Below are 25,331 nucleotides of genomic sequence, written 5' to 3' on the forward strand. Positions count from 1 at the left end.
CTATATATTTGCTATCCGTCTACTTATAGACGAAAACATAACAATATATATCCACTCGCAACAATCCGTCCTATGAAAATCTATCATTGAAATCTTTATTTCAACAATACAAATCTCATAGAATATTACTATTTTAATTTATCAAAAATAGTATATATAACGGATACTCATATAAACCTCTACCACTTTTTACTTATAGTAAAAATCCCCTATGATATAGGTTTATATAACAGTTAAAGGATACATAAAAATCTTAACATACTCCATAATCTATTTATACATACAATGATAAATTTACCATTTTTTACTTATTTCAGTTTCTTATTTATCATTAAAATTTTCGAAAAATAGTAACCGTTACATGTAAAAATATGTTATATTATTAAGAACAAACGTTCTTAATTTAAAGGAGGAAATTTCCATGATAAACGAACCTATCCTCGTAAAAAAAGAAGCTTTCCAAGCAATCGGCATTTCGATTATGACAACAAATGAAAAAGAGGCATCTACTGAAGGGAAAATTCCCGGGCTTTGGAACCGGTACTTCCAAGAACAAATCATGCACCACATTCCAAATCAACAAACGAAAAAAACATTCGCTTTCTACTCGAACTACGAATCAGATGAAACGGGTACATATACCTTTACGATTGGCATGCCTGTTTCTTCATTAGAAGACGTTCCTGAAAATATGACAACTTTAACAATACCTGCCGCTACGTATGCGGTATTTACAACGAGAAAGGGACCAGTTGCTGAAATCGTTTGCGAGGCTTGGGAATATATTTGGAAATGGTCAAAAGAAAATAAACGTGCTTTCACAATAGACTTCGAGCTATACGATGAAAAAGCAACAGATCCAAACAACGCACAATTGGATATTTATATTGCATTAGCCTAAATGACAAAAAAGAAGATACCAAATGGTATCTTCTTTTTTGTCGTTAAATAGCCACTGTGCAAATCCAACATAATTGTCTACAATGAGAAAGTGCAGTATAGAAATATTAGAAACTGTATAAAGTGAAACTATACTCAGTGGTGGGGGGGATTCATCCCCCACCACTGAGTATTAGCCCTCACCAATCGGACGTTTACGGGCAGTTAGTCTCCCACCTAACTTCTTTGCTCGAGCCAAATTTTGAGGTGGGAGTTTTACTGCCCGTTAACGCGGGATAAATTGATTGTTAACAAGTTTTTTAGTTTAAATTTGTCACATAGAAAGGAAGCAATATGGAGGAACTACAACAAAATAAATCTGCTTTAGAAGGAAGCGGAAAACCGTTATTAAAAAATACGAATTTCCTTTTTCTTTGGGCAGCTACTCTTTTTTCAAGTTTCGCTTTAGCCTTTTTTACTTTTTCACAAACGTGGTACATAGCAAAAACATTAAACCTTGAGGCATCACTCGGTGTTGTTTTCGTAGCTCTTAGTGTTCCAAGGCTTATTTTTATGATTATCGGCGGCGCTGTAGCTGATAAATTCCCGAAAAAAAACATTATGTTTTATTCTAATATTGTTCGTGCTATTCTTGTCGCAACTATCCTTACATGGTTCATCGTAGGTGATGTAACACTATATACATTTGCTTTATTCGCTTTATTCTTTGGACTTGCTGATGCTTTTTTCTGGTCAGCTGATGGATCTATCTTGCCTGAACTTGTCGAAAAAAGCCGTTTAACACAAGCAAACTCACTTACACAAATGACGAACCAAGCATCGGTTATTTTAGGGCCTGTACTTGGCGGCATTCTTATTAAATTTACGAACTATGAAACGATTTTCTCGATTACAATTTTATTACTCATTGTCGCAGCCATACTCGTTCAAAAAATACAATTTACGATGCCAGAGCAGCAAAATACAGACAAAAGCATGTTCACTTCTATTAAAGAAGGAATTTTATATGTAAAGGAATCTCCATTCCTTTCAACTTTCCTTATTTGTAGCGCCTTTCTAAACTTATTTTTAATCGGTCCGATGCAAGTCGGTTTCCCGCTTTTCATTAAAAATGTTCTACACGGTGACTCGCTTCAATTCAGTTACTTAGAAGCATCTGTAGGAGGCGGAATGGCAATAGGCGCAGTCATTGTCGGTTTAAAAAATATTAATCGTAGGCGCGGTCTATTTTGCATTATCATGATGCTACTGTCTGGTGTATTCTTCTTATCTATCAACTTTAGCACTGTACTATGGCAAGCGTTATTAGCCGGCATGTTTTACGGTATTACAATTGCAATGGCTATCGTTCCGCTTATGGCGATGATTCAATCGACAGTAAAAGAAGAAATGATGGGACGCGTAATGAGTTTGCTTATGCTATCATCAATGGGCTTTATCCCGCTCTCTTATGCATTCACATCAATCGCGCTTGCAATAGGAATTCCAATCGTAACCGTTATGAAAAGTGGTGCAATCGCCGTTATCGTCTTCGTACTATTTGTAGCGATTCGTGTTCCAGTTGTAAGAAAGTTTGATTAACTACTTGGAGTCATGCGTTTACGCATGGCTCCTTTTTAAACGGATCAAATAACGGTATCCCCTTACTTCTTCTCAGTGCTGCTCCCCATTCTAATCCAACCTCTAAAAATAAATCCCGCACTGTACTATATAAAAGTGCCTTCACATTTTTACGGATTTCCCCGTATTTATACGCTCTCACAACACTTTTCACGCGCCAAATGAAATTCCCATACACTTCTTCATCAGCTAATATTTGCTCCAGTAAAACACCTTGTTCTAGTAACCCACTCTTTTTATACGCAAGTTCCACCTTACTCCAAAATATATTAATCTTCTTCGGATTACTCGTCATCGGTAGAAGTGCATATATAAAAGGCTTCGGTATATCATGACGGCAATACGTCTCATCAAGCTCGTACGTTACTTTTCTATTCTCTTTTATTTGTGGAATGTTTTTAGAAAGAATTGTTTCCCCCTCATATTTTTGCCCCATTCCACTACAGCCAGCTGCATAATTCTCACTTTCACATGCGGACAATTTCATACGGTCATCCATGCGGTCAATTGCAGATGTAAGAAAAACATATAAGTTCGCACTATATCCGCCGCGTTTATGTCTTTCTTTCGTTGCAACACGCTTTATAATTCCTAATTCCTCTAACTTTGCAATGGAGCGGCGTACTGTACGAATGCTTTTTCCCACATTTGTAGCAATCATCTCCATTAACGGACAAGCAACCCCCACTGTTTTCTGTTTCTCATTCACTGCATACTTTCCTAAAAAATGAATAATAGTAGCATCCGTTTTATTTAATTGAAATCGATAATGTTTCAAAACTTGTTTTTGATATGTATTAAACTCTTCTTTACTTCGAAATTCACTATATGGTTTCATTAAATTATATAAGCTTCCCATTTTTATCACCTCACTTATAAATAAGGAATCGGAAGGGAATTTGGCGTGGTAATTAATATTTTTTATTGGAGATGAAAATATGATCGTAATTAGCGCTTGTTTAGGTGGTATCGCTTGTCGTTATGATGGAAATGACAATCTCATTTCAAAAATAGAGGAGCTCCTGCAAAAAGAAGATACAGTCCTTATTTGTCCTGAAGTATTAGGTGGATTGCCAACGCCTCGTCCCTCAGCTGAAATTATTGGCGGGAATGGCGATGACGTTTTGGATGGAAAAGCGAAAGTGATGACAAAAGATGGTGAAGATGTCACGGAATCTTTCGTGAGCGGTGCTTATAAAGCGCTAGAACAAATCAAAAATTTACACCCAGAATATATTATTTTGAAAGAACGTAGTCCATCTTGTGGTAGTTCTACAATTTACACGGGAGAATTTAACGGGAATAAACAAATTGGTTACGGGGTAACAACTGCTTTATTCAAAAGACATGGATTAAAAGTTATGTCAGAAGAGGATTTTGAGAAAGAAAAAAGGAATTGACCCTGTTCGTCAATTCCTTTTTTCTATCTTATTTTGCACCTAATTTTTCTTTCACTTTCGCAGGAAGCTCGTCTTTCTTTACTTCTTCCCAAGCTGTTACACCTTTTTTATCTGAGTGATATACGCGTAGGAATGCTTCTTTACGAAGGTTTTTCACAGCTGTAAATTCTAACTCTTTTTCTTTACCTTCTTTATCAAATGCAGGTAACTTATACTCGAATGATTTATGTGGCTCACCGTTATCAGCTTTTTCATTCTTCTCAATTCCATCAGTTGTAATTTGAACGTAATACTCATCTTTACCCATACGGTTAATATCACAACCTACTAACAGGCTTGCGAATACGACTAAAATACTAAAAAGTGCAATATATCTTTTCATTTCCTTCACCTCATATGTTTTTTCTTATAGTCTTATCTTAAAGCCCAAAGCTTAAAGAAGAAATTCAAAAACATGACATGAACATTACACTTTTGTAAGATAATAATTATTTCTTCACTTTAGAAACCGTCATCCCGTCACCAATTGGACTTTTACGCCAAAAGAAAAGACCTTTTTAGCGATTGCACTCCATCGCTAAAAAGGTCTTTCTCTATTTCAACTAAAAACTTAGCACTCTTCTGGCTTACCAGCATTCGTCGCTGTACGGAAAGATGATCCACATCCGCATGATGCGATTGCGTTTGGATTATCGATTGTGAATCCGCCGCCAAGCATAGATTGTTTATAATCAATTTTTACTCCTTTAACAATCGGAGCACTTTCTTTATCGATAACAAATTCGACACCGAAAAACTCAAGAACTGTGTCGTCTTCGTTTGGTTCTACTTCAAATCCTAAGCCGTAAGAAAGACCACTACATCCGCCGCCGTGTACAGCAAGGCGCACGTACTTCTCTCCATCCTCAGCATCTTTTAACATATCTTTAATTTGAAAAGCTGCTTGTTCTGTTACTTCAATCATGAAATACACCATCCTTTCTGTTCTCATTCTATTATACATCTTTACGCTTCTATCTTGTACTCATACACTCCGCGGCAAATTACTTCTGCTGGTCCTTTCATTAACACATTGCCTTCTTCTGTCCATGCAATCATTAAATCACCGCCAGCTAAATGAACTGTAATTTCCTTACCACGTTCCATCTTTCCATTTAAAATAGAGGCTACAACTGCTGCACACGCCCCCGTTCCGCAAGCTTGTGTTACACCAGATCCACGTTCCCAAACGCGGAAGTTCATCTCTTCCTCATTTAAGATTTCGATGAATTCAACATTTACTCGTTCCGGGAACATTTCATGTGTCTCAAGGACTGGACCAAGCGTTGTAAGAGGTGCTTGGTCTACATCATCAACAAAAATAACTGCATGCGGATTTCCCATTGAAACAGCTGTAAATGCATAACGATGGTTATTGTATAAGAAGTTTTCACGAATAAATGGTGTTTCACCTTCACCAAGCATCGGTATTTCTGCACGGGTTAAACGAGGTGCTCCCATATCGATTTTCGCTAATGTAACTTTCCCTTCTTCTACTGTTACTTCCGCCGTTACAATGCCAGCTAACGTTTCAATTGTGAAAACTGTATCTTCTACTAGTTTATGCTCATACGCATATTTCGCTACGCAGCGTAAACCGTTACCACAGCTCTTTCCTTCTGATCCATCATTATTAAACATGCGCATTTTTACCGGCGCTACGTCAGATGGACAAATTAAAATCATTCCATCTGCTCCAATACCAGTATTAATATTTGAAACCTTTTCCGCCACAAGAGCTAAATCTTCTTCAGGAATTTGTTCTTCAAACATATTTACATATATATAACTATTGCCAAGACCATGCATTTTTGTAAAAGAAAATTGGCTCATTTGTATTCACTCCAAAAATAATTTGTTATGTTAAGTATAAAATGCACGCTTTTAGAACACAATATGAATGTCCCCCGTTTCTCATATTTGACAACATTTGGCGATGAGCCATTCTTGCGCAAATTGTGTAAGAAAAAAGCCCTTCTAAAAAGGGCCTTTTTTATTTATATACAATATTACCCTCCCCTGCGAAAGAAAATTTTATCTAATAGAAAAAGAAAAAGGTGCTGCCGATTGCAACACCTTAAAACATTGGATTTTCATCCAAATACTCATATACATTATTAACAAGTTCTTCTACTGTAGCACCTTGTACTACTTCACCATTTACAAGTGCAAACGGTCCTTCAAAACAAATGCCACAATATCCTAAACAACCATACTCCATTACATCTAAATTCGGATCTTTTTCTAATTTCTCTAAAGCTGCTTGTGAACCACTTGCAAGGTTACCTACACAAAATTCAATTAATGGTTTAATCAAAATTCTCCCCCCTGTACTACAAAACAAATTACTTTCTGACTTCATCTATAAGAAAAAAACTAAGCTGTTTCTTGTTGTTTTCATTACACCTTCTAAACTATTTAGTTACTTCATTATTTCACTTCAAAATAGATGATTCCTTCTATATAACATGCTATTTACGATGAAATGGTAACTAAATAATGCAGATCGTTTACTCTACTTTTCTTCTTATTGTACAACAGAGTATTCATTCATGCATTGTTATTTGTTCACAAATTCGATATAATTTGATTGAGTAAAGTCAAAATATTTTATTAATATAAAATTTTATGATTAGGGGATATTTCAACAGAAAAGGGGTAATCCATCATGAAACACCTCGTAATATTAGGTGGCGGCTACGGTGGAATGAGAATTCTGCAACGGCTACTTCCAAGCAACCAACTTCCGGATGATGTACAAGTGACATTAATCGACAAAGTACCATATCATTGCTTCAAAACTGAATATTATGCATTAGTTGCGGGTACTATTTCAGAAACGCATATTCGTATACCGTTTCCTGAACACCCACGCCTCAATATTCAATACGGCACAGTAACAAATATTGATCTCAAAGAAAAAGCTGTTCATCTCGATGGCGGTGAAGCAATTCAATATGATGATTTAATTATTGGACTTGGCTGTGAGGATAAATATCATAACGTTCCTGGGGCGAAGGAATATACACATAGCCTACAATCGATTGAACAAACACGTAAGACATATGAACAATTAAATAGTCTAGAACCAAATGCAACAGTAGCAGTCGTTGGTGCTGGATTAAGTGGCGTTGAGGTCGCAAGTGAACTTCGCGAAAGTCGTTCTGATTTAAAAATCTACTTATTTGATCGAAAAGATAGAATTCTATTCCCATATCCAGAGAAATTAAGTAGATATGTAGAAGAATGGTTCGTAAAACATAAAGTTACTATTATACGAAACTCTAACATTACAAAAGTAGAGCCAAATATTGTGTACAACCACGATGAACCACTTGAATGTGATGCAATCGTCTGGACAGCTGGTATTCAAGCAAATGAAGTTGTTCGAAACCTTCCAGTTGAACAAGATGGTAGCGGACGGGTTGTTTTAACAAAATATCACAATATTCCAAATAACGAGCACGTATATGTTGTAGGAGATTGTGCAGCACTTCCACACGCACCATCTGCACAACTTGCTGAAGGTCAAGGGGAACAAATTGTCCAAATATTATTAAAACGTTGGAATAATGAACCACTTCCTGACGAACTACCTGTCATTAAATTAAAAGGTGTTCTCGGCTCTCTTGGTAAGAAGCATGGCTTTGGTTTGCTAGCAAACCAACCATTAATGGGACGTGTACCAAGGTTACTAAAATCCGGTATCCTCTGGATGTACAAATATCATAACGGTTAATACTTTACAGGCTGTCTCCTAATTAGGCAGCCTCTCTTATTCGTTAAAATATAATTATCAGACACATCTTTCTCAATATGAATCATGATTTATTTTTCATTTTCATATTAAAAACTACCAATAAACAGTGTATGCTATTGATAAGTTGTTTTATTTCCTTTAAGGCCGAATTCATTCGGTCTTATTTTTTGTGTTGTAAATACTTTTACAGGAGGCATTTCATTTCACTTATGAACGTAACGAAACTAAATGATCGCATAGAAGCGAAGAAGAAAGAATTGATCTATCTCGTTGAAAAGTACGGATTCACTCATCATAAAGTAATTTCTTTCAGCCAAGAATTAGATCGTTTACTTAACTTATTAATAGAAATTAAGACGAAGAAAAAACGTTGCTCTTTATAACCGTTACCTTCTCTTTTTTGATACGATAGAACTAGAATCAGAAAGGAGCCAACTATGTTTATATTAAAAGACGTTACATATAAAGATATACTGCACATTCCTTATTTACAGATTCAAAAAGAAAAAATCACATGTATTATCGGCGAGAGTGGGAGCGGAAAAAGCACATTGCTCCGTATGTTAAATGATCTACAATCTCCAACATCTGGAACAATTGAATATAACGGAAAATTGATTTTTGACTATCCCCCTATTCAATTACGACGTGAAGTAGTCATGCTTGGGCAAACGCCACCTATTTTCGATGGAACCATTAAAAACAATCTATTAATGGGACTTCGTCTTTCTGAAAAACCATTTCCAAATGATGCTGCCTTGCGAAGTGCATTAACGACTGTTAGCTTGGAAAAAAATTTAGAAGACAACGCTGATTCATTATCAGGTGGCGAAAAACAACGACTTGCTTTTGCACGTATCGTACTTATGGATCCACCTGTCTATTTATTAGATGAACCAACTTCGGCGTTAGATAGCGATACAGAACGACGCGTTATGAAGCAATTCACTATGCTAGCAAAAGAAAAGAAAAAAACAGTCATCTTCATCACACACTCACAACAGCTTCCAGAAGAAATTGCAGACGATATTATTGAGATTAGTAAAGCAAACGGTGCAACTAGAAAGGAAGTGCTCTCAGTTGAAGGGCGTGATTGAACTCCAAATTTGGCAACTTGCCGCTGCATATATTTTCATTCTTATTTTAATCGGGCTCGTGAAATTAAAAGGGATACCTCGCGAAAAACAAATCGCGCTCGCAACGTTCCGTATGACGATTCAGCTCGTACTCGTTGCATATGTCCTTACATACGTATTTGAAAATAGTAATCCATTTTATACAATTGCTCTCATTACTTCTATTACTACCTTTGCAATTTTTAATATTTATAAACGAGTTAATATCCCAATGTCCAAAGAATTAAAACGAGTAGCCGCTCTTTCTATGGTAGCCGGATCCATTGGGCCACTTCTACTATTTATCTTTGTTATTATCGGACATGATCCTTGGTATGCGCCGCAATATATCGTTCCGATTACAGGAATGTTAGTTGGAAATGCTATGACTGGTGTTTCTCTCGGTGCAAATACGTTCTTAAACAATATGAAATCGCAAAGAGGTCAAATTGAAGGAGCACTTATGCTCGGCGCAACGCCGAAAGAAGCAACTGCTCCGCTCATCCGTGACGCTTTTGACTCTGCTATTTTACCAACGATCAATTCTATGGTCGGAATGGGGATTATAAGCTTACCAGGCATGATGACAGGACAAATTTTATCTGGTGTATCACCGTTCACAGCTATTCAATATCAAATTGCCATTATACTTGGTATTTCAGGAAGCACTGCCTTTGCTGTTATTATCTTTTTACAGCTTGGTTATAAAACATTCTTTAATAAGCGGTGTCAGTTGAAGGAGATTGATTATGGTGGGCGGTAAATGGTAAATGAAATTATATCGACGATTCGACAAGGAATATCGACTTACCGACAAAAAATGACAATAAAAAGAGGAGGCTAGTCGCCTCCTCTTTTTACTTACGCCTTCTTAACGAATTGTGATTTTAACTTCATCGCTCCGAAACCGTCGATTTTGCAATCAATATCGTGATCGCCATCAACTAGACGGATGCTCTTTACTTTCGTACCGATCTTCACAACTGAAGAAGTTCCTTTTACTTTTAAATCTTTAATGACAGTAACAGCATCTCCGTCTTGCAGAACGTTTCCGTTCGCATCTTTTACAACTTTTGCACCATCATTATTTTCAGCTTCTGCTTCTTGGCCCCACTCATGAGCACATTCTGGACATACGAAAAGAACGCCATCCTCATACGTATATTCCGAATTACATTTTGGACAATTTGGTAAAGTAGCCATAAATTCATTTCCTCCGTTCATTATTTATACGTAAAAATCAAAATTGATGTTTACATCTCGATAAGTCAACTACCCCACTGAGATGAAACGCTTCAGTGGGAGCTTGAATTCGAACGCTAGGTCTTTTCGTCTATCGCTAAACAGTTGACGCTCTAGCATTCATGCCACCTTATGGTAACACCCCAAGTATATTTTTGGTTGGTACTGACAACGAACGATTGTTTTCCCACTTGCACCACCCTTTCGAAAAAGAGCAGTTCTCCCTTGTGGAAGAAGCCACCACTCAAATGAATCTGGCGTGTGCTACAAGCCCCGACAAGTCGAGTACACATGGATGGTTGACGCACCCACTAAGCTATGCGCGAAGCAACAGCCTTACGTTTTTGCACTTCTAATAGAATCGGTGTTTTCACTTTCAGACTTTCATCCAATTCTACAACTCTTGATTTTTGCAATGTATTCAGCGCACCATTAATATCAGCATGGATACATGTTCCTGATTTACTTTGGTACAGACCACGAGTGATTCGTTTGCCGCTAAAGCGATAATGCGTCCTATCATCCTTAGACCAAACTGGAACCGGATCTTTATCCAGAAAACTAGCTTTTGAAGTATAGCTTTCTTCTTGTTTGAAAAATCGTATCCCTTCTTTTATACATTTATTCTCAATTGCTGAAAGCAGTTTATGAAACGGGATTTGAACAAACTTTTGATTATTCTTTTTCCCCATATCAGATTTTTGTTTCCAACCAACATTATATCCTACTACAACCGTATCTATGTTACATGCTTTCACTTTTTTAAATAACAGGCCTACAGTTTGTGAAATATAACCGTTTATTTGTCGTTCTCGTTTATGCCAAAGTGCGGCCATTTTATTCGTTACAATACGTTTTGAAATTCCGTTTTCCATATTTTTCAGCCCTAGATTACGTATCATTTTATTGAAGTACTGATTAATAGATTTTAATTTTTTTCCATCAATTAAGAATGTATCACCTGTATTTGTTGCGCAACTTACTAATCTATCTACACCTAAATCGCAACTCAAAGCGTTATTCGTAGTCGTGGGTTGTTTCTTCATTTGAGAAACATACATTTCATATGTGTAATGCACCTCAAAGAACCGACCTTTTTGCTTCGGTACAATCTCGATGTAAGAGATTTTTTTATTTCTTACATTTTTAGGCATGCGTATTTTAATGGAACCGAATTTTTTTCTGAATGCAGCATTCATCGGAATCATCCAATACCCATTCTCATCTACTTTTGGAACTTGATAGATTTCAATGATTCGTTTGTCCGTTGAACGAGAATAATTCGGAAACTTAGGACGTCCTGTGAACTTCTCAGGATTTTTCTTCCATTGTTCCATTGCTTTAAAAAAGCTCTTCACTTCTGCATATAAGGCTCTACGAATCGCTTGAACAGAGTTGGATTGCATGCCCCAGTAATTCGAATCGGCTTGCATAGCAGTGTCCACTTCTTTTACAGTAGCTATCTTGTTATGATTCAAGTAACTTTGTTTAATGGTATACAATCCAACATTTCGCAACGCTTTTGAACTATGCGACATGCGCTGAAGTAAGCGAAATTCTTTTGCAGTCAAGCAAGCTCGCCCGAGATTTTGTTTTTGCGTGAATCGTTGCATGTTTTCTCTTTTCTTTTGTTTACGTAGTACTTTCACGGCTTTCTTTCTAGCCATTGTTTTCACCACCTTTCTTAGAGAGTTCATTAATTTTTTTTCTAAAATCGTATTTTATCTTAGGAAATCTCGTTTCACGAAACAAGAACTAACACTTTTGTAACTGTTAATTACTTTTGGCAAATCAATATTGGGAACGAAACAAAATGTGAACATAGTCTTCATCGCAATTCCTATTGGCTCAAATAACAAAATGATTATGATTATCCAATTTCGGTGTCTTACGATCTATTCCCTCCTTACCTAAAGGCAGATTGTATCATAAGACAAAAAGAAACAAAAGTGTTTGATCTACCTTATGACGGCAATTCATCTCCACCTGAATTGTTGGGTTTCACCCGTAACACAAATCAGATGGAGTCTTCTTGCCAAAAAGGATAAAAAAAGAAGAATCCTTACAAGATTCTTCTTTTCAAAATGAATGAGTTCTCACTAGAAACTCCAACTATTTTCTTCAATATAAAATTGATACTCTTCTAACTCTTCTTCACTTAACTTCTTATTATTTTCATATACTTCTTGCCACTCGAAATAATCTTCATCGAAATAAACAGCAAATTTTATTTTCACGTTTTTCTTTTCTGTATAATCATATCCAGTAAATTCTACTACATCATAATCTTTTTCTTTCTTCACAAACTTCCAAGTTGGATTATCCGTCATAATCTCTAAAGTAAATCCTTCATCACTTGAACGAACAACGTTTTTTATATTTGGTTCAGTTGGTAAAAAGGAGAGTCCGAACGTGGCTCCGCCAAATACTAACCCAACTATAATGTGTAAACCAACCATGCCAGCAAAACTAGCGCCACCCTTTGATTGTAAGTAATATGCCTTCTCATGATCAGGCATATTTTCTCCCTTATGTAAAATACGAACAGCATGCTTATAATATAAACGATTTCCTTGCCATCCAGTAAATATCATTATTCCTAATTGAAGAACTAAACCAATTGATAAAAAAATCCCATCTGGAATGTCTATAAAAGGAGGGATCAGTATACTAGGAACCGATAATAACATAAGTATACTAAACAACTTATACATTTTACGATAAGCTAACCAAAAGGGAGGGAAGAAAAAGGCTACCCAATTCCACGTATTTCCTTGCGCTGGATTTTCTACTTTGCCCCACTTAAAATCATAATACGCCGTATTCTTTTGAACGACTGTATGTAACTGTTGCGGAGAAATTGTTTCTTGTAAAACCGTGTCCTTCACGTACATCATCCTTTTCTTATTTCTACATACGTGTATTTTATAGAAATAAAAAGAAGGATTCTAACAAAAAGTACATATATTTCATAAAAATGAACGAAAATCGAATATAATCCGACAATTATCCGTTTATTATTTCATTTTACTTTTAAATATATTAGAATACTTATGAATGATACATTTAATACACTAAGTTAATCATTTTGTATATTCATAAAAAAAGATGTTTCAAAATCACTTTGAAACACCTTTCTTTACTATTTCAAACATATTCCCTCTTACACAACTAATAAATAATCTATCATTCACTTCCTCAATTGATACAATAAAATCTATGTTGACTACATTTTTAGGCAGTTTCACTATATCTTTTACTTCACCACATTCAGCATCAAGTATTATTAATTCTAAATTTGAAGTAGCAATGTAAATTTCACCATCTCTATATAACAGAACTTCTACAATGTCATGTAAAGTAGTATTGTTCCAAATCACTTTACCCGTTTGAATATGAACACCACAAATTCTGCCTTCTCCTAAGGACACTACCATTATCTCTCCGATAAAAAATGGAGGCAGTTTGATTTCAAAAGACATATTTACTTCATATAACTTTTGACTGTTCTTATGGTCATAACATTGTATTTGTCTACTTACATCTTCATATCCATACTCTGTTCTTGTTAATAGTATTTTTGATTCATCTGATGCAATGTGAGAATACCAGGCCTCATCAAGAGCTTTTTCAAAAATTAAGTTATACCCCTCTTTTCCGTATTCCCACTTTTGTAATACCTCCATTGCTACACATATAAAATGTTCATGAGTCAAAGCAACTGGTTCATTTGGATTACACTCTTCAATTGTTTGTTTCCATAGTGTAGAAGCGTCTAATAATTGAATGGCAATTGCAGCGTTACTATATACATCCATTTCCCCATCTTCATCAGAAGGATTCCCTGCTAATACATAGTAATCTCGGCCAATATGGCACTGCAATTTTTCTCCTCCGACTTGGACATTCTTTTCCCATACTTTTACTCCACTTTCAAGCTCTAATAAAACATTGTAGCCTTCCTGTGTAATAACTAATAAACGTGGTAACTCTTCCCTCGTAGCTTTTACCTCTTGTATGACATGCCCTTCTATTTCTAAATCCCATAGAAGCTCCCCACAACTGGACGAAATTACGGACAATTTCGTAATACTTTCTCCAAATCTATTTGCATGCCAAATAATTATGACACCATCCACAGTTATGCAATCACAATCTTCTACTAGTGGAATATGACACTGCCAAATCTCTTCTTTCGTTTCACTATCGAGTTTACGAATTTCGTGGTTATTTTCCTCCACATAAAAGATACTCTTCTCATCATGAGATAGTAACGGAATAAATATCGGTTCAACCTCTATCCCCTTTACATAATTCCAGTTTAATTCATACTTACCACTTGTAGAATGATATGTTCGATACATAATTGCGTTATTTCCATTTACAAGTTCAGAAAGAAATGGCTCAATTTCTAAAATTCTATGATACGCATCTTTTATTCGAAAAGAATCAACTCCACTTATGTAAATCTGCTCTATCTCTTTTTTAAGAAACGAAAAGATTACTCGTAAAAATTGTTCGCTATCAACACTAGCTAACTTTTTTCCTCTCTGATTAATAATGAGAAAGTCCCCATCCTTCTTCTTAAACTCTACCTTTTTTTCATATCCATCTAAAAAAATCACAGCACCATCATCTTTAAAACATTCACCCCATGCGTCAAACAACTGACAAATCGGGTCGATTATGTCTGTTTTTTCTTGCAACACAATTCTCTCATCTATACTAATTACTATTTCTCCGGCATTTTCTGTCGGCAGTTTATTTAGTTCGACTTGAAACTTTTTCATTATTTCCTCCCTCTATTGCTCGTTATTCAAACTAACTATAATATATGACATAAGATTCTTAAAACTATTATTTGAGGTGATCCAATATGAAGACTACAATTTGGACAGAAGATGATTATTTAAAACTAGCACCCATTAACGACGAACTAATCAAAAAAGCAGAAGAAGTACTGAACGTAAAGCTTCCGGAATCATACATAAACCTTCTAAAAGAACAAAATGGAGGAACACTGCGCCTTGATGCTCACCCTACTTCAGAGCCGAATTCTTGGGCAGACGATCACGTTAATGTTTCTGGCTTATATGGCATTTCTTTTGATGAAAATGAATCTAGTATTTTAGAGAGTCATTATTTCATTCAGGAATGGGAAATGCCTGAGAATCTCGTACTTTTATCAGGGGACGGGCATACGTGGATTGCATTAGACTATCGAAATGTAGCTGAAAATCCTCCAGTTATATTTATTGATAATGAAGTTGAGCAAATAATTGAATTAGCACCTAACTTTGAAAGTTTCTTACAAAACTTAACTACATATGAATATGACGAAGAGTAAGCCTTATTCTAAAGCGGTACAAAATTCCATTGCAAGTTTACATGTTGCTTTAAAACCGCTTGGATTTAAGAAAAAAAGACATACATTTTGCAAAGCTGAAAACGGATTTTATAAGCTCATTAACATACAAAAAAGCCAGTTTGAAGATAGTTTTTATGTAAATATCGGAGTTCACCCGATCGGTCTCCCGCAGCTTATTACAGACCAGTTACAAATACAAGAAAACACTTCAATATTCGATTGCATTCTACAAACGAGAATAGAACCTATACATATGAAACAGAACCAATTATTGCATAATGTTTCACATGAAACTATCGACATTCCGAATTACCTTTCTACTATTTTCGACTGGTTTCATGTGTAGGCGTCTTATGAAAATTTAATAAAAACAAATATACACGCTATTACTCCGGTACTAGCTGTCGTTCCAATATTACAAGAAAAAGCATTTCTGCTTCTTACTTGTTTCTCTTTCTATAGCTTAAAACAGTACGAACAAGCTAATCGCTACTTACAGCAATATTTGCATTGTGCTGTACATCTTAATACCGAGGAAAAAGAGCAAGTATTCTTTCGTGAAGTTGATATGTATATGAAAAAACTAGTGGGAAGCAAAATATAATTTCACATTTTGCTTCCCACTAGTCCTTTATCACACCTTTTATATCCTCCTACAACGCCCAAGTAATATTCATCTCTTCAAATGAATCCTTACATACTTCCAATCCTTCACTATCATCCGTTCCGATCATCGCTACTTCTTCTTTAGACAACATAATTTCCTCGTTTGGATTTTTAATTTTTCTCTCATACACGAGTTGTAAAAGCTCTATTTGTTCCTCTGTTAGCTCATACTCTTCTTCCAATCTTTCCATCGCTGATTCCTTATCAAGTAATGGAATTTCTAATAAGAATCCGCCGTGCTCTTCCATCTCTTCAAATGAATCAATTGAATACGCACCGCTATCCTCAATCCAAAATGCAGTTGTAATAAAAGGAACTGTTTCACCTTCTACTTCTTCTAATACATATTGAAGTGCTTCTTCTTTCGCAATATCTATTACTTCCGAAGGTGCCTCTTCAAAATAATTTTTCGCATCAATCCACTCATCAATTCTTTCACTATTCACATCTTGAAGACATACGATCGTATAATCCGGATGAAACGTAATTGTCCCTCTTCCGCCTTGACTATCTTGCATACTATAGTTACATCCATCCCATGAACTTTCATGTGAGAGATCAGGATCATGTGCTACAAAAATTGCATTTGCAATCGAATTTAAGATGCAGCCTTTCCATAATTGTTCTCTATCTATATGTAATTTATATTTATTCATCGTCTTCCTCCACACACATATTTTTTCTATTATCTTTCCTCTACATAATACTTGTAAAGCCTTTCCCACCTACTACAAAATACGAAAGACGCCCTTTCAAAAAGGCGTCTTTTTTACAGTTGAAAATTTACTAATAAATAAAATGCATTGTTTAATACATGAATTCCAATTGGAACGAGTAAATTGTTTGTTTTCTTATAGGTGTAGGCTAAACTTATGCCTATACCAAAAATATATAAAATACTCCCTACTGTAAGGGGATGCCCTAAAGTAAATATGAAAGCACTTATAACGGCACTACTAAGTGTAGAGAAGCGCTGAGATAATTTCATAAAAAACATACCTCGGAATACAAGCTCTTCCCAAATCGGCGCAAAAATCGTGAGTACAACTACATATAAAATGATTTCATTTTTAGTAGGCTCTATTACTATATTAGATTCCTCCACACGAAGCCCATGTGGTAAAACTAAATTTAATACCGCAAGATATATAAGCAGTACGATCATCGTCATTATTATTGTTACATAATGTTTTAAGTTATTGAATTGTATTGATTTTAGTAAATGCACACAGTAATTTCTTGCCGGTGCATACATTACAATAATCATACAAAACGTGAAGGGTGAAATGAGATGATCTACATACCACGGATATAATGAGGAGTCATATAAAAAGTTCAAATAACCAATTCCATACATGATCCCAAAAATAATTACTATCATGCTGATTACTTCTAACATACTCATTTGCACATTCTTTTCTTTATATGTAACTAATTCCGTGTCCACTATATCCCCTCCAGTATAATTAAACCTTTTCAACCATTATATACCAAATTAAACGTAAAAAAAGACAATACATTCAACTGTATCGTCCATTTTCTTCCCTACCATTTCTCTCTACACGTCTCAATTAAGTGCAGCAAATACCTCTTCGTCATATCTGCCCTTCTCCACCTTGAGAGCATTCGCTTTTCTTTTGGATTCTGCCGTATTCTTGCTACTTCTTTTAATAAAATCTCCCATTCTTCCCCTGAACGTTCTGACAAGTATTGCAATCCTCTATCTTTTGAAACGATTGTTTTATGATCTAGAGTATATAAAATGCGGCCCATCGTAACGACAGCTGATTCTACCCACTCTTCTATAAAAAATAAATATGGCTGCTTCGCTTTTTCACTCCAGTATCGTTCTACGTTGTATTTCATCGTATTGACTACATCATCCCACCCTATTTGAAACGAAAGGTCTTCCGCTTCTTTCCCGATAACTGTAATACCTTGATTTTTCAATGTCCACCATGTGACTGCATTAATATCCCAATGACCTACATTCGCTTTACCATCTGCACAATACACGTACTCATTCATTTCATCATTGTATTTCCCTAAATCAGCAAGCGGAATATACATGCCATCCATTCTTTTACCTAACGTACTATTACTAAGTTTCTTATGAAGTTCTACAAGTTGCTGTTTTTCAGCTTCATTCACGGGATCACTTATTACCGTGACAAAATCAACATCGCTCGTTTCTGCATGAAATGCACCGAGTGCGATGGATCCGTAAATATATACGCCAACTATTTTTTCATCTAAAAAAATTTCTTTTAACCCTATTATGTATCGCTCCATCAACCGCTCTACTTCTTTTGGTAACGCATGCTTTACTACATTCTCCACATCTATCCCTCCAATAAAAAAGCCTTTGCAAATTCGCAAAGACTTCCTGCTTTATAAATATTTCTCGATTTCTTCGTAAACATCCTTCAAACGAGGATTTCCTTCTCCAACAATTTCTCCATTTACAAGAACGACCGGATAAAATAAATCTTCCTCCACTACGCGCTCTGCGAATGCTTTTTTCTCTTCATCTTCTTGTTCTTCTTGAAAATCAATATACTCGAAATTAAATTTATTTTCTTGTCCTTCATATTTACGACCAATCGCCGCCTGTAACCACTCAAACGTTTCTGTTGAAGATGGCATTCCAACGCAGCTCGCACAAATTACTTTCGTCCCATACACTTGCACATTAACCATTTCTTCTCCCCCACTTCTTGTTCTGACAGTATATTCAGATACCTTATTACATAAGCACATCATTTTACAAACTTATTCCATACCCCTATACTGAAAAAACACGTTGTAAACATGATAAAAAATTTCGGCAATAAAACAAGAACAGAAAAAATAGATTTTCCCCTCTATCTTGATTATAATAAAACTGATGAAAGGAGTCGATAAAAATGGAAAACCCACATATGCAAGAACAAGTACTAGAAGTATTAGATAAATTACGTCCATTCTTACTTCGCGATGGCGGAGACGTTGAGTTAGTAGACATTGAAGAAGGTATCGTAAAATTACGCCTTATGGGTGCATGCGGAAGCTGCCCAAGTTCTACAATCACACTAAAAGCTGGTATCGAGCGCGCGTTACTTGAAGAAGTACCAGGCGTTATCGAAGTAGAACAAGTATTTTAATTAAAAGCGGAAGCGGCTCGTTCAAAGCCACTTGCTAAAAGGAGACCAAATTTGGTCTCCTTTTTTTATACAAATCACATTTATCCGTTAACATCATAAAACAAAATTGGAAATCCTTCTCAAAAAATGCGATAATTGATACTATATAGTGAATCGTTCACACATATAAAGTAAAAAACATAGGGGGACGACACATGCCAAGAATGGGAAACACGTTTTTAACAATTCAAGAACTAGAAAAGAAAAAAGAATATTTATTAGATCTTTCATCTGTTATACCAACATGGAATGCGAGCTATCAATTTTTATTTAAAGAAATCCAGCAAGAATTATTAAGTAAAGTCAATGAAAAAATCGAACAACATCAATTCATTTTAAATATATGTGCAGATCAACAGGTAGGGGCATAATGTATTACATACAATTGTAGTATATAAAAAAGAGACCTCAATCGGTCTCTTTTTTATATTTTTAAGACAGCCAATCTAATTTTCTAATCCCAAGCTTATCAACTGGTAAACGGAGTGAGCCATAAAAATGCTTCATAAATTGCTCAGAGCGGTTCACATCGTGTAGAATGGCTTCTAAGCGATCTCTATATATGCTTTTTTGTTCTTCGTTTCCAGTTTGGTAATATCGTTCGACTGTTTCAAAATAGTGAAGTGGGAACAGCAGTCTTGCAAATAATAGGCGCCACCCAAATGAGGATAGCGAATAATTCCGTTCATAATCTGTAACAAATTGAACGATTGTTTGCTCCCAGTCTTTCTTTTTTTCAATCATCATATAGCGGATTAATTCTGCTATATCTCGAGTTGGGTGATCATACACCCAATCAAAAGGGAGTTTGAGACGCTTCGTTTGATGCCATAATAAAGGTGTGAATCGTTCTTGGCAAATTGTTGCTGCATCCGTTAGTTGCGGTGTGTCATCCATTTCTGTATCAACAACATATTGAATGGCATTTTCCGCAACTCCTAAGTAATACGGGAAGGATTCAATAAACAATTGATCGAATACGTCTGTAGGGTGGTTCATCACTTGTGACTGCCAAAACTTTTCTAACTGATCGAGCCTTTTTTCCCATAACGCTTTCCATTCGCCAATGCGGCTTAATTGCTCAATTTCTTCTGGAAAGAATGCACCTCGTTTATGGAATATAGAAAGCTCACTTCCTAATGACGTAGCATGTCGTTCTAACGCGCGCATACCTTTTAATAAGCAGTAATTTTGTTCTTCTATCTCACTTACATAGTAGCCGTGTATAGTCGGAACGAAAGTCGCTACAGTTATATCCCCTTGCTGGTTCATATAGTCACTGAGCTTTTTCATCTCTACAAGTACTTCTTCCTCCATTTCTCCAATTGGAACAAGTACATAAATTTTGTTGCGAATCCAAAAGCTTTTATAGGGGCCAAGGGGGATTAATTCTTTAACATGCATGTGATAATGCTCATAAATATGATGAATCATCGCAGTCGCCACCTATGGTTTTTCTTTATATATATGAGCTTGTGCTCGCCTTTCATTCCTATGCACAGGATAAAGCAACGAAACGTATACAAATACTAAAAAGAAAAAAAGGTGATAAACATGAAAGAATCAAATCAACTACAAGAAAGAGCATTACAACTATTACAAGAACGCGGTGTAACAATTGACGATATTGCTGAGCTTGTTCATTTTCTTCAAAAAAAATATCATCCAAATTTAGAGATGTCAGAATGCCGTTATAACGTTGAGCGTGTATTATCAAAACGTGAAGTACAAAACGCACTGATTACAGGTATCGAACTCGATGTTCTCGCTGAAAAAGGAATGTTAAGTGAGCCGTTACAAGATATCGTAAAACGTGATGAAGGCTTATACGGAATTGATGAAGTGATCGCACTTTCTATCGTTAATGTGTACGGCTCTATCGGTTTCACAAACTTTGGATATATCGATAAATTAAAACCTGGTATTTTAGAATACTTAAATGATAAATCAACTGGTAAGGTGCATACATTCCTTGATGATATCGTTGGCGGAATCGCTGCCGCTGCTTCAAGCCGTTTAGCGCACAGAGCTGAGCATTCGGAATAATAAAATATGAAAGACCGTCAGTTTCATACTGACGGTCTTTCATATTCCATGAGCATAAATTCTCTTCCGCGACTCAAAAAAATAGGACCTTGCTGAAAACCTATGTTTTTATATAGCGTAATCGCTCTTGTATTAAATGTCGCTACGCTAAGTCGAAACGTTTTCGGCCTAAATTCTTTAACAGCAAAGGCTATGCCAGCTTGAAAAAACATTTTTCCCAGCCCTTTCCCCGTTAACGCTGGCTTCATGCCAAGTCCGATATCCATTACATCTTCTCCACCATATAAATGAATATCTCGTCCCCCTGGCACTTGTGCATTTTCTCCAAAACAAAAATAGCCGATAAACTCCCCATTATCGTCACAGCAGCCATAATACGTCCCATCTAATAATTCTTCTATTACTTCTTCCTCGCCTGAAAAGCTATATAAATTATAGTGTCCTTCGTACGTCCACGTATTTACCTCATTTGCTTCTTCTACCGTTAACTTATGTATATTCATCCTGCTCTCCCCTTATCAAATATTCTATATATAATCATTCATTTTTAAAGCCTCATTTCCCTCTAATTGAAATATGCACAATTGCATACGCACGCCTATGGAAGAAATGGTAAAATTTACTCGAATCGCTGTTGCTACACTTCTTGATCAAAGAAAAGGCGTTAAAACGGATATTAGCGCCTTATCAAACTCAAGCAATTGGCACATTTTGTCATCTTGAAAGACACTCGAAAGAGTGTCTTTTTTTCTATACCTGACAAGGACTTACTCATTTCAAAGTATAAACACATAAAATAATGTAACTCTTTACATGCATGAGTCCTTTTCTCAAAGTTTTGAAGTAGACTCAAAATAAAAAAGCACTCTTGGCTAGAGTGCTTTTTACTTTCAAATAAGGAGGTTCCATAGTATGGATAGTACTCTCGTATTTAACTTTGGCATTGGTATTGTTATTATTTTATTTGTTTTCTTTGTTCTTTGTATGAGCGGAGTGTAGAAAGACGATTTGAGGCGTCTTTTTATACATATGTATTACTTGACTTTCATAAAAGAAGTAACAATAATGGTTACAGATAAACCATTCACATATCCACAAATAGGAGGAAGAACAATGAAACATGTAATCGTTTATGCACACCCAAATACAGAAAGCTTCAACCATGCGATTTTAGAAACAGTAACAAGTGAATTAGAAGAAAAAGGTCATGAAGTACGCGTTCGCGATCTATACGAGTTAAACTTCAATCCAGTATTAGGCGCTTCCGATTTCATCTCATTTTCTCAAGGAAACACACCAGAAGATATTAAAGAAGAGCAAGAGCATATCTCTTGGGCTGACAGCATTACATTCATTTATCCAGTTTGGTGGGCGGGACTTCCTGCTATTTTAAAAGGATACGTTGACCGTGTATTTAGCCACGGCTTCGCTAATGCTTACGGTGAAAATGGTATTGAGAAGTTATTAAGTGGTAAAAAAGGCTTATTATTATCTACAATGGGAAATACGAAAGAGGCATACACAGCAGGCGGTATGTTTGAAGCAATGAAGAAGACAACAGATGTTGGTATCTTTGAATTTACAGGTATTGAAACAATTGAGCATACATTCTATACGAGTGTTCCTTCTGTGGATAATAGTGTGCGTAAACAATATCTTGAAGAGGTTAAAGATGTTGTGAATCGTGCATTCTAAATACAACGATATCAGCGATTTTTAAGATATATCAGCGCAACTCAGATTATATCAGCGATTTTTTAAATATATCAGCGCAACTCAGATTATATCGGCGATTTTCTAAATATATCGACTTACCGACAAAAATCGACACCATTCACAACTGAATATTAGCTCAAACTAATCGGGTGCCCGCAAATATCAAAAAAAGCTGCTCCAAAGTTTGGAACAGCTTTCTTCATTACATCTTCTCAATCCACTCCGTCAAGTTATGCACAACTTGCGTCGGTTGAACTTCGTATTCTGTTAACTTCTCCACAGTTGTTACTCCAGTGTGGACAAGAAGCGTATGCATACCAGCATTTATTCCTGCTAAAATGTCTGTATCGTAGTTATCCCCAACCATTAAGGCTTCATTCTTTTCTATACCAAGCACTTTTAAAGCTTGCTCCATAATGATTGATTCTGGTTTTCCGATAAAGATCGGATCCACACCTGTTGATACTGCTACAACTGATGTTAATGAACCGTTACCTGGTAATAATCCGCGCTCAGTCGGAATGGCAATATCTCCATTTGTAGAAATAAACGTTGCGCCGTTACGTACAGCAAGACAAGCTTTTGCTAATTTTTCATATGTGATGTCACGATCTAAACCAACAACAACGAAATCAGGATTTTCATCCACAAGTTCAAATCCTTTTTCCGCAAGTGCATCATGTAAGCCTTCTTCACCAATCATATATACAGTTGCGTCTTGTTTACGTTCGTAAATGAAGTTTGCTGTTGCCATACTCGTTGTGAATACTTGCTCTGCTTTCGCTGGAATATCGAAACGAACAAGTTTTTCTGCCACTTGTTCTGGTTTACGAGTTGAGTTATTCGTAACGAATAAATATGGAATGCCGCGCTCTCCTAATGCTTTTACGAAGTCGCTCGCTTCTTCAATTTGTTCTTCCCCGCGATACATTGTACCGTCTAAGTCAATTAAGTAACCTTTATACATCGATTATGTCTCTCCTTCTATGCTAACGTTCTCACCTTATCATACCACTCTTATATTACCCGCTTTTCCAAAAGAAAAAAACGCTTTACCTTAAAGCGCCCCATAACGTTCATTTTTTCTCTTTTATTTGGTAAGAACAACTACAATCGCCCTCGCACATGTTTGCTAGCGTTTTTACATCTGCGTTCGCAAATAAACGATTATACATCTCTTTTTCATCTTCACACACTTGCGGGAATCTCTCAGCGATTTCCTTTAACGGACAGTTTTGTTTTTCAATTACGAAAGAGTTCTCTCCGTCTCTCTTGATTTGAACCATATAACCATTTTTCTCTTGCATAGCTGCTATCTCTTGCACTTTATATGCTAAATTCTTTTGATTACTTACGCGCTTTTGTAACTGTTCTTCCATTCGCTTCGTTCTCTCTTTTAAAACGTAACGAAGTATTTTTTCATCGCCCATTCGCGCTAAATCTTCTAGCATATCAATCGCAAATTGCTTATACTCTTTCGGGAATGTATCTTCTCCCTTTTCGCTTAATCCATACAAATAAGTTGGTCTTCCGACATGTTGCCTTACCATCTTAGAATAGATGAAACCATCTTTCTCAAGATTACTTAAATGTCTTCGAATCGCCATTTCTGTAATCTCTAAAATTTCAGCTAGTTCCGCTACCGTGTGCTCTCCCTTTACTTTCAACAATTGGATAATTTCATCTTTCGTCGTCCGTGCTTCCCCCATGCTTCACCCTTCTCCCTCACATACAATATAAGACCCCCAAAAGGCTTTCTCTGGGGATCTTATAAGCATAATTATTCTGGTACAAATGCAGATACAGGTCCTAATTCCTTTTCTAAATAACTGCGAATATTGGCTGGGTATTTCTCTACCACTGCAATATGTTTTTGAATCGTCTTATATAATTCATCATGATTCATTTGAATATAATCTTGCGTAAGCATTTTTCGAAGAAGGATAATTTCTTTCATCCCTTGTCCATCTTCTGTACTTATCACTCGCTCGTCCATTAAAATATCGATAATATCTTCATAACTTCCTGGATCGCGCATAATAAATCCATCAATCATCGCATTACCTACATCTAATACAGAATCAATCATTAGATGCGCTATGCGTTCTAATGCGTAAAATTCAAACTCGGTTTCATATATCTTTTTCTCTTGAAATGTACTTGTTGCTCGTTCTAAACATACTAGCATTTGTTCTATTTTCTTTCTGTCTACAAAATACATGAATGTCACCTACCTGGAAATTAAAGCATTTACATTTTAATTGTAACGCTTTCTTC

The 25,331-nt window shown here is 35.9% G+C and carries 30 protein-coding genes and 2 pseudogenes; 13 read left to right on the forward strand and 19 right to left on the reverse strand.

Going from position 1 to position 25,331, the window contains the following annotated elements:
* Window positions 1–421 precede the first annotated feature (421 nt).
* Both ACTFSI_RS22485 and ACTFSI_RS22490 read left to right on the forward strand, forming a co-directional pair.
* Window positions 422–901, forward strand: a complete 480-nt coding sequence (locus ACTFSI_RS22485) for a GyrI-like domain-containing protein (protein ID WP_138320848.1) — start codon at window positions 422–424, stop codon at window positions 899–901.
* A 332-nt stretch (window positions 902–1,233) separates the two neighbouring features.
* On the forward strand, window positions 1,234–2,481 hold the full coding sequence (locus tag ACTFSI_RS22490; protein ID WP_000391922.1) for an MFS transporter: 1,248 nt from the start codon (window positions 1,234–1,236) through the stop codon (window positions 2,479–2,481).
* A gap of 10 nt (window positions 2,482–2,491) precedes the next feature.
* On the opposite strand, the gene ACTFSI_RS22495 is transcribed toward ACTFSI_RS22490, so the two are convergent.
* Window positions 2,492–3,379: a helix-turn-helix domain-containing protein gene (locus ACTFSI_RS22495; RefSeq protein WP_440045650.1), complete on the reverse strand. Its 888-nt coding sequence runs from the start codon at window positions 3,377–3,379 to the stop codon at window positions 2,492–2,494.
* Window positions 3,380–3,458: 79 nt separating this feature from the next.
* Between ACTFSI_RS22495 and ACTFSI_RS22500 the strand changes: the two genes are divergently transcribed.
* The gene (locus tag ACTFSI_RS22500) at window positions 3,459–3,920 is read left to right on the forward strand and encodes a DUF523 domain-containing protein (protein ID WP_277617219.1); all 462 of its coding nucleotides are present in this window, start codon (window positions 3,459–3,461) and stop codon (window positions 3,918–3,920) included.
* A gap of 28 nt (window positions 3,921–3,948) precedes the next feature.
* On the opposite strand, the gene ACTFSI_RS22505 is transcribed toward ACTFSI_RS22500, so the two are convergent.
* The 4 genes from ACTFSI_RS22505 to ACTFSI_RS22520 all read right to left on the reverse strand — a co-directional run bounded on the left by ACTFSI_RS22505 (window position 3,949) and on the right by ACTFSI_RS22520 (window position 6,276).
* On the reverse strand, window positions 3,949–4,302 hold the full coding sequence (locus tag ACTFSI_RS22505; RefSeq protein ID WP_147791447.1) for a YxeA family protein: 354 nt from the start codon (window positions 4,300–4,302) through the stop codon (window positions 3,949–3,951).
* Between the two features lie 228 nt (window positions 4,303–4,530).
* The gene (locus ACTFSI_RS22510; protein ID WP_000573827.1) at window positions 4,531–4,884 is read right to left on the reverse strand and encodes a HesB/IscA family protein; all 354 of its coding nucleotides are present in this window, start codon (window positions 4,882–4,884) and stop codon (window positions 4,531–4,533) included.
* A 41-nt stretch (window positions 4,885–4,925) separates the two neighbouring features.
* Complete coding sequence (dapF, locus tag ACTFSI_RS22515) at window positions 4,926–5,792, reverse strand: diaminopimelate epimerase (RefSeq protein WP_000077382.1); 867 nt, start codon at window positions 5,790–5,792, stop codon at window positions 4,926–4,928.
* 244 nt (window positions 5,793–6,036) lie between these two features.
* Window positions 6,037–6,276, reverse strand: a complete 240-nt coding sequence (locus ACTFSI_RS22520; protein ID WP_000595026.1) for a YuzB family protein — start codon at window positions 6,274–6,276, stop codon at window positions 6,037–6,039.
* 351 nt (window positions 6,277–6,627) lie between these two features.
* Between ACTFSI_RS22520 and ACTFSI_RS22525 the strand changes: the two genes are divergently transcribed.
* The 4 genes from ACTFSI_RS22525 to ACTFSI_RS22540 all read left to right on the forward strand — a co-directional run bounded on the left by ACTFSI_RS22525 (window position 6,628) and on the right by ACTFSI_RS22540 (window position 9,597).
* Window positions 6,628–7,698, forward strand: coding sequence for an NAD(P)/FAD-dependent oxidoreductase (locus ACTFSI_RS22525; protein WP_000682081.1), 1,071 nt, complete (start codon window positions 6,628–6,630; stop codon window positions 7,696–7,698).
* A gap of 230 nt (window positions 7,699–7,928) precedes the next feature.
* Entirely contained in the window at window positions 7,929–8,102 is a 174-nt protein-coding gene (locus ACTFSI_RS22530; RefSeq protein WP_001103328.1) for an aspartyl-phosphate phosphatase Spo0E family protein, read from the forward strand.
* Window positions 8,103–8,156: 54 nt separating this feature from the next.
* The gene (locus tag ACTFSI_RS22535) at window positions 8,157–8,816 is read left to right on the forward strand and encodes an ABC transporter ATP-binding protein (protein ID WP_139896229.1); all 660 of its coding nucleotides are present in this window, start codon (window positions 8,157–8,159) and stop codon (window positions 8,814–8,816) included.
* Window positions 8,800–9,597 (forward strand): ABC transporter permease, encoded by a 798-nt coding sequence (locus ACTFSI_RS22540; protein ID WP_000679263.1) that lies wholly within the window; start codon window positions 8,800–8,802, stop codon window positions 9,595–9,597. The genes ACTFSI_RS22535 and ACTFSI_RS22540 overlap by 17 nt, the downstream gene beginning before the upstream one ends.
* A 98-nt stretch (window positions 9,598–9,695) precedes the next feature.
* On the opposite strand, the gene phnA is transcribed toward ACTFSI_RS22540, so the two are convergent.
* From phnA to ACTFSI_RS22565, 5 genes and pseudogenes are all read right to left on the reverse strand, one after another.
* Window positions 9,696–10,037, reverse strand: a complete 342-nt coding sequence (gene phnA / locus ACTFSI_RS22545) for an alkylphosphonate utilization operon protein PhnA (protein ID WP_000212737.1) — start codon at window positions 10,035–10,037, stop codon at window positions 9,696–9,698.
* A 350-nt stretch (window positions 10,038–10,387) separates the two neighbouring features.
* Window positions 10,388–11,743 carry a transposase gene (locus ACTFSI_RS22550; protein ID WP_275894374.1) on the reverse strand — a complete coding sequence of 452 codons (1,356 nt, stop codon included), beginning with the start codon at window positions 11,741–11,743 and terminating at the stop codon, window positions 10,388–10,390.
* 31 nt (window positions 11,744–11,774) lie between these two features.
* Window positions 11,775–11,915 (reverse strand): annotated as a pseudogene (locus ACTFSI_RS22555) (transposase); the annotation flags it as partial.
* Between the two features lie 260 nt (window positions 11,916–12,175).
* Window positions 12,176–12,973 carry a DUF2628 domain-containing protein gene (locus ACTFSI_RS22560; RefSeq protein WP_275894373.1) on the reverse strand — a complete coding sequence of 266 codons (798 nt, stop codon included), beginning with the start codon at window positions 12,971–12,973 and terminating at the stop codon, window positions 12,176–12,178.
* Between the two features lie 222 nt (window positions 12,974–13,195).
* Entirely contained in the window at window positions 13,196–14,866 is a 1,671-nt protein-coding gene (locus ACTFSI_RS22565) for an outer membrane protein assembly factor BamB family protein (RefSeq protein ID WP_440045651.1), read from the reverse strand.
* A gap of 86 nt (window positions 14,867–14,952) precedes the next feature.
* Here ACTFSI_RS22565 and ACTFSI_RS22570 point away from each other — a divergent pair, with 86 nt between their 5' ends.
* The gene (locus ACTFSI_RS22570; protein WP_002028779.1) at window positions 14,953–15,423 is read left to right on the forward strand and encodes an SMI1/KNR4 family protein; all 471 of its coding nucleotides are present in this window, start codon (window positions 14,953–14,955) and stop codon (window positions 15,421–15,423) included.
* Window positions 15,410–16,048 (forward strand): annotated as a pseudogene (locus ACTFSI_RS22575) (DUF4304 domain-containing protein). The gene ACTFSI_RS22570 and the pseudogene ACTFSI_RS22575 overlap by 14 nt, the downstream one beginning before the upstream one ends.
* Before the next feature lie 49 nt (window positions 16,049–16,097).
* Here ACTFSI_RS22575 and ACTFSI_RS22580 read toward each other — a convergent pair.
* The 4 genes from ACTFSI_RS22580 to ACTFSI_RS22595 form a co-directional block, all read right to left on the reverse strand.
* Window positions 16,098–16,766: a hypothetical protein gene (locus ACTFSI_RS22580; protein WP_275894371.1), complete on the reverse strand. Its 669-nt coding sequence runs from the start codon at window positions 16,764–16,766 to the stop codon at window positions 16,098–16,100.
* Window positions 16,767–16,879: 113 nt separating this feature from the next.
* Window positions 16,880–17,557: a CPBP family intramembrane glutamic endopeptidase gene (locus ACTFSI_RS22585; RefSeq protein ID WP_000379274.1), complete on the reverse strand. Its 678-nt coding sequence runs from the start codon at window positions 17,555–17,557 to the stop codon at window positions 16,880–16,882.
* A gap of 98 nt (window positions 17,558–17,655) precedes the next feature.
* Window positions 17,656–18,450 (reverse strand): nucleotidyltransferase domain-containing protein, encoded by a 795-nt coding sequence (locus ACTFSI_RS22590; protein WP_014481777.1) that lies wholly within the window; start codon window positions 18,448–18,450, stop codon window positions 17,656–17,658.
* A 51-nt stretch (window positions 18,451–18,501) separates the two neighbouring features.
* Window positions 18,502–18,810 carry a DUF1462 family protein gene (locus ACTFSI_RS22595; protein WP_000248594.1) on the reverse strand — a complete coding sequence of 103 codons (309 nt, stop codon included), beginning with the start codon at window positions 18,808–18,810 and terminating at the stop codon, window positions 18,502–18,504.
* Between the two features lie 206 nt (window positions 18,811–19,016).
* Between ACTFSI_RS22595 and ACTFSI_RS22600 the strand changes: the two genes are divergently transcribed.
* Together ACTFSI_RS22600 and ACTFSI_RS22605 are read left to right on the forward strand one after the other, a co-directional pair.
* Window positions 19,017–19,253 carry a NifU family protein gene (locus ACTFSI_RS22600; RefSeq protein WP_000431159.1) on the forward strand — a complete coding sequence of 79 codons (237 nt, stop codon included), beginning with the start codon at window positions 19,017–19,019 and terminating at the stop codon, window positions 19,251–19,253.
* Between the two features lie 194 nt (window positions 19,254–19,447).
* Complete coding sequence (locus ACTFSI_RS22605) at window positions 19,448–19,663, forward strand: hypothetical protein (protein ID WP_001137787.1); 216 nt, start codon at window positions 19,448–19,450, stop codon at window positions 19,661–19,663.
* 61 nt (window positions 19,664–19,724) lie between these two features.
* Here ACTFSI_RS22605 and yutH read toward each other — a convergent pair whose 3' ends face one another.
* Entirely contained in the window at window positions 19,725–20,726 is a 1,002-nt protein-coding gene (gene yutH / locus ACTFSI_RS22610; protein ID WP_000581272.1) for a spore coat putative kinase YutH, read from the reverse strand.
* Window positions 20,727–20,846: 120 nt separating this feature from the next.
* Between yutH and ACTFSI_RS22615 the strand changes: the two genes are divergently transcribed.
* On the forward strand, window positions 20,847–21,338 hold the full coding sequence (locus ACTFSI_RS22615; protein ID WP_000665103.1) for a phosphatidylglycerophosphatase A family protein: 492 nt from the start codon (window positions 20,847–20,849) through the stop codon (window positions 21,336–21,338).
* Window positions 21,339–21,361: 23 nt separating this feature from the next.
* Here the strand turns inward: ACTFSI_RS22615 and ACTFSI_RS22620 are convergent, their stop codons facing one another.
* Window positions 21,362–21,841 carry a GNAT family N-acetyltransferase gene (locus ACTFSI_RS22620; protein WP_044791002.1) on the reverse strand — a complete coding sequence of 160 codons (480 nt, stop codon included), beginning with the start codon at window positions 21,839–21,841 and terminating at the stop codon, window positions 21,362–21,364.
* A 610-nt stretch (window positions 21,842–22,451) separates the two neighbouring features.
* Here ACTFSI_RS22620 and ACTFSI_RS22625 point away from each other — a divergent pair.
* Window positions 22,452–23,033 carry an NAD(P)H-dependent oxidoreductase gene (locus ACTFSI_RS22625; protein WP_440045652.1) on the forward strand — a complete coding sequence of 194 codons (582 nt, stop codon included), beginning with the start codon at window positions 22,452–22,454 and terminating at the stop codon, window positions 23,031–23,033.
* A 223-nt stretch (window positions 23,034–23,256) separates the two neighbouring features.
* Here ACTFSI_RS22625 and ACTFSI_RS22630 read toward each other — a convergent pair whose 3' ends face one another.
* The 3 genes from ACTFSI_RS22630 to ACTFSI_RS22640 form a co-directional block, all read right to left on the reverse strand.
* Window positions 23,257–24,021, reverse strand: a complete 765-nt coding sequence (locus ACTFSI_RS22630) for a TIGR01457 family HAD-type hydrolase (protein ID WP_044791004.1) — start codon at window positions 24,019–24,021, stop codon at window positions 23,257–23,259.
* A gap of 109 nt (window positions 24,022–24,130) precedes the next feature.
* A complete protein-coding gene (locus tag ACTFSI_RS22635) occupies window positions 24,131–24,763 on the reverse strand; it encodes a transcriptional regulator (RefSeq protein WP_275894369.1) in 633 nt (210 codons plus the stop codon).
* A gap of 71 nt (window positions 24,764–24,834) precedes the next feature.
* Window positions 24,835–25,275 (reverse strand): DUF86 domain-containing protein, encoded by a 441-nt coding sequence (locus ACTFSI_RS22640; protein ID WP_000274015.1) that lies wholly within the window; start codon window positions 25,273–25,275, stop codon window positions 24,835–24,837.
* Between the last annotated feature and the right edge of the window lie 56 nt (window positions 25,276–25,331).

The sequence above is a fragment of the Bacillus cereus group sp. MYBK101-2 genome, assembly GCF_051918845.1.
GTDB classification, from domain to species: domain Bacteria; phylum Bacillota; class Bacilli; order Bacillales; family Bacillaceae_G; genus Bacillus_A; species Bacillus_A paranthracis.

Coding starts and splice junctions, on each gene's coding strand:
- ACTFSI_RS22495 (WP_440045650.1), bottom strand. CDS start 3,379: ATGGGAAGCTTATATAATTTAATGAAACCATATAGTGAATTTCGAAGT.
- ACTFSI_RS22635 (WP_275894369.1), bottom strand. CDS start 24,763: ATGGGGGAAGCACGGACGACGAAAGATGAAATTATCCAATTGTTGAAA.
- ACTFSI_RS22620 (WP_044791002.1), bottom strand. CDS start 21,841: ATGAATATACATAAGTTAACGGTAGAAGAAGCAAATGAGGTAAATACG.
- ACTFSI_RS22640 (WP_000274015.1), bottom strand. CDS start 25,275: ATGTATTTTGTAGACAGAAAGAAAATAGAACAAATGCTAGTATGTTTA.
- phnA (WP_000212737.1), bottom strand. CDS start 10,037: ATGGCTACTTTACCAAATTGTCCAAAATGTAATTCGGAATATACGTAT.
- ACTFSI_RS22505 (WP_147791447.1), bottom strand. CDS start 4,302: ATGAAAAGATATATTGCACTTTTTAGTATTTTAGTCGTATTCGCAAGC.
- ACTFSI_RS22600 (WP_000431159.1), top strand. CDS start 19,017: ATGGAAAACCCACATATGCAAGAACAAGTACTAGAAGTATTAGATAAA.
- ACTFSI_RS22560 (WP_275894373.1), bottom strand. CDS start 12,973: ATGATGTACGTGAAGGACACGGTTTTACAAGAAACAATTTCTCCGCAA.
- ACTFSI_RS22595 (WP_000248594.1), bottom strand. CDS start 18,810: ATGGTTAATGTGCAAGTGTATGGGACGAAAGTAATTTGTGCGAGCTGC.
- ACTFSI_RS22580 (WP_275894371.1), bottom strand. CDS start 16,766: ATGAATAAATATAAATTACATATAGATAGAGAACAATTATGGAAAGGC.
- ACTFSI_RS22550 (WP_275894374.1), bottom strand. CDS start 11,743: ATGGCTAGAAAGAAAGCCGTGAAAGTACTACGTAAACAAAAGAAAAGA.
- ACTFSI_RS22535 (WP_139896229.1), top strand. CDS start 8,157: ATGTTTATATTAAAAGACGTTACATATAAAGATATACTGCACATTCCT.
- ACTFSI_RS22510 (WP_000573827.1), bottom strand. CDS start 4,884: ATGATTGAAGTAACAGAACAAGCAGCTTTTCAAATTAAAGATATGTTA.
- ACTFSI_RS22490 (WP_000391922.1), top strand. CDS start 1,234: ATGGAGGAACTACAACAAAATAAATCTGCTTTAGAAGGAAGCGGAAAA.
- ACTFSI_RS22570 (WP_002028779.1), top strand. CDS start 14,953: ATGAAGACTACAATTTGGACAGAAGATGATTATTTAAAACTAGCACCC.
- ACTFSI_RS22485 (WP_138320848.1), top strand. CDS start 422: ATGATAAACGAACCTATCCTCGTAAAAAAAGAAGCTTTCCAAGCAATC.
- ACTFSI_RS22565 (WP_440045651.1), bottom strand. CDS start 14,866: ATGAAAAAGTTTCAAGTCGAACTAAATAAACTGCCGACAGAAAATGCC.
- dapF (WP_000077382.1), bottom strand. CDS start 5,792: ATGAGCCAATTTTCTTTTACAAAAATGCATGGTCTTGGCAATAGTTAT.
- ACTFSI_RS22630 (WP_044791004.1), bottom strand. CDS start 24,021: ATGTATAAAGGTTACTTAATTGACTTAGACGGTACAATGTATCGCGGG.
- yutH (WP_000581272.1), bottom strand. CDS start 20,726: ATGATTCATCATATTTATGAGCATTATCACATGCATGTTAAAGAATTA.
- ACTFSI_RS22525 (WP_000682081.1), top strand. CDS start 6,628: ATGAAACACCTCGTAATATTAGGTGGCGGCTACGGTGGAATGAGAATT.
- ACTFSI_RS22530 (WP_001103328.1), top strand. CDS start 7,929: ATGAACGTAACGAAACTAAATGATCGCATAGAAGCGAAGAAGAAAGAA.
- ACTFSI_RS22605 (WP_001137787.1), top strand. CDS start 19,448: ATGCCAAGAATGGGAAACACGTTTTTAACAATTCAAGAACTAGAAAAG.
- ACTFSI_RS22500 (WP_277617219.1), top strand. CDS start 3,459: ATGATCGTAATTAGCGCTTGTTTAGGTGGTATCGCTTGTCGTTATGAT.
- ACTFSI_RS22625 (WP_440045652.1), top strand. CDS start 22,452: ATGAAACATGTAATCGTTTATGCACACCCAAATACAGAAAGCTTCAAC.
- ACTFSI_RS22615 (WP_000665103.1), top strand. CDS start 20,847: ATGAAAGAATCAAATCAACTACAAGAAAGAGCATTACAACTATTACAA.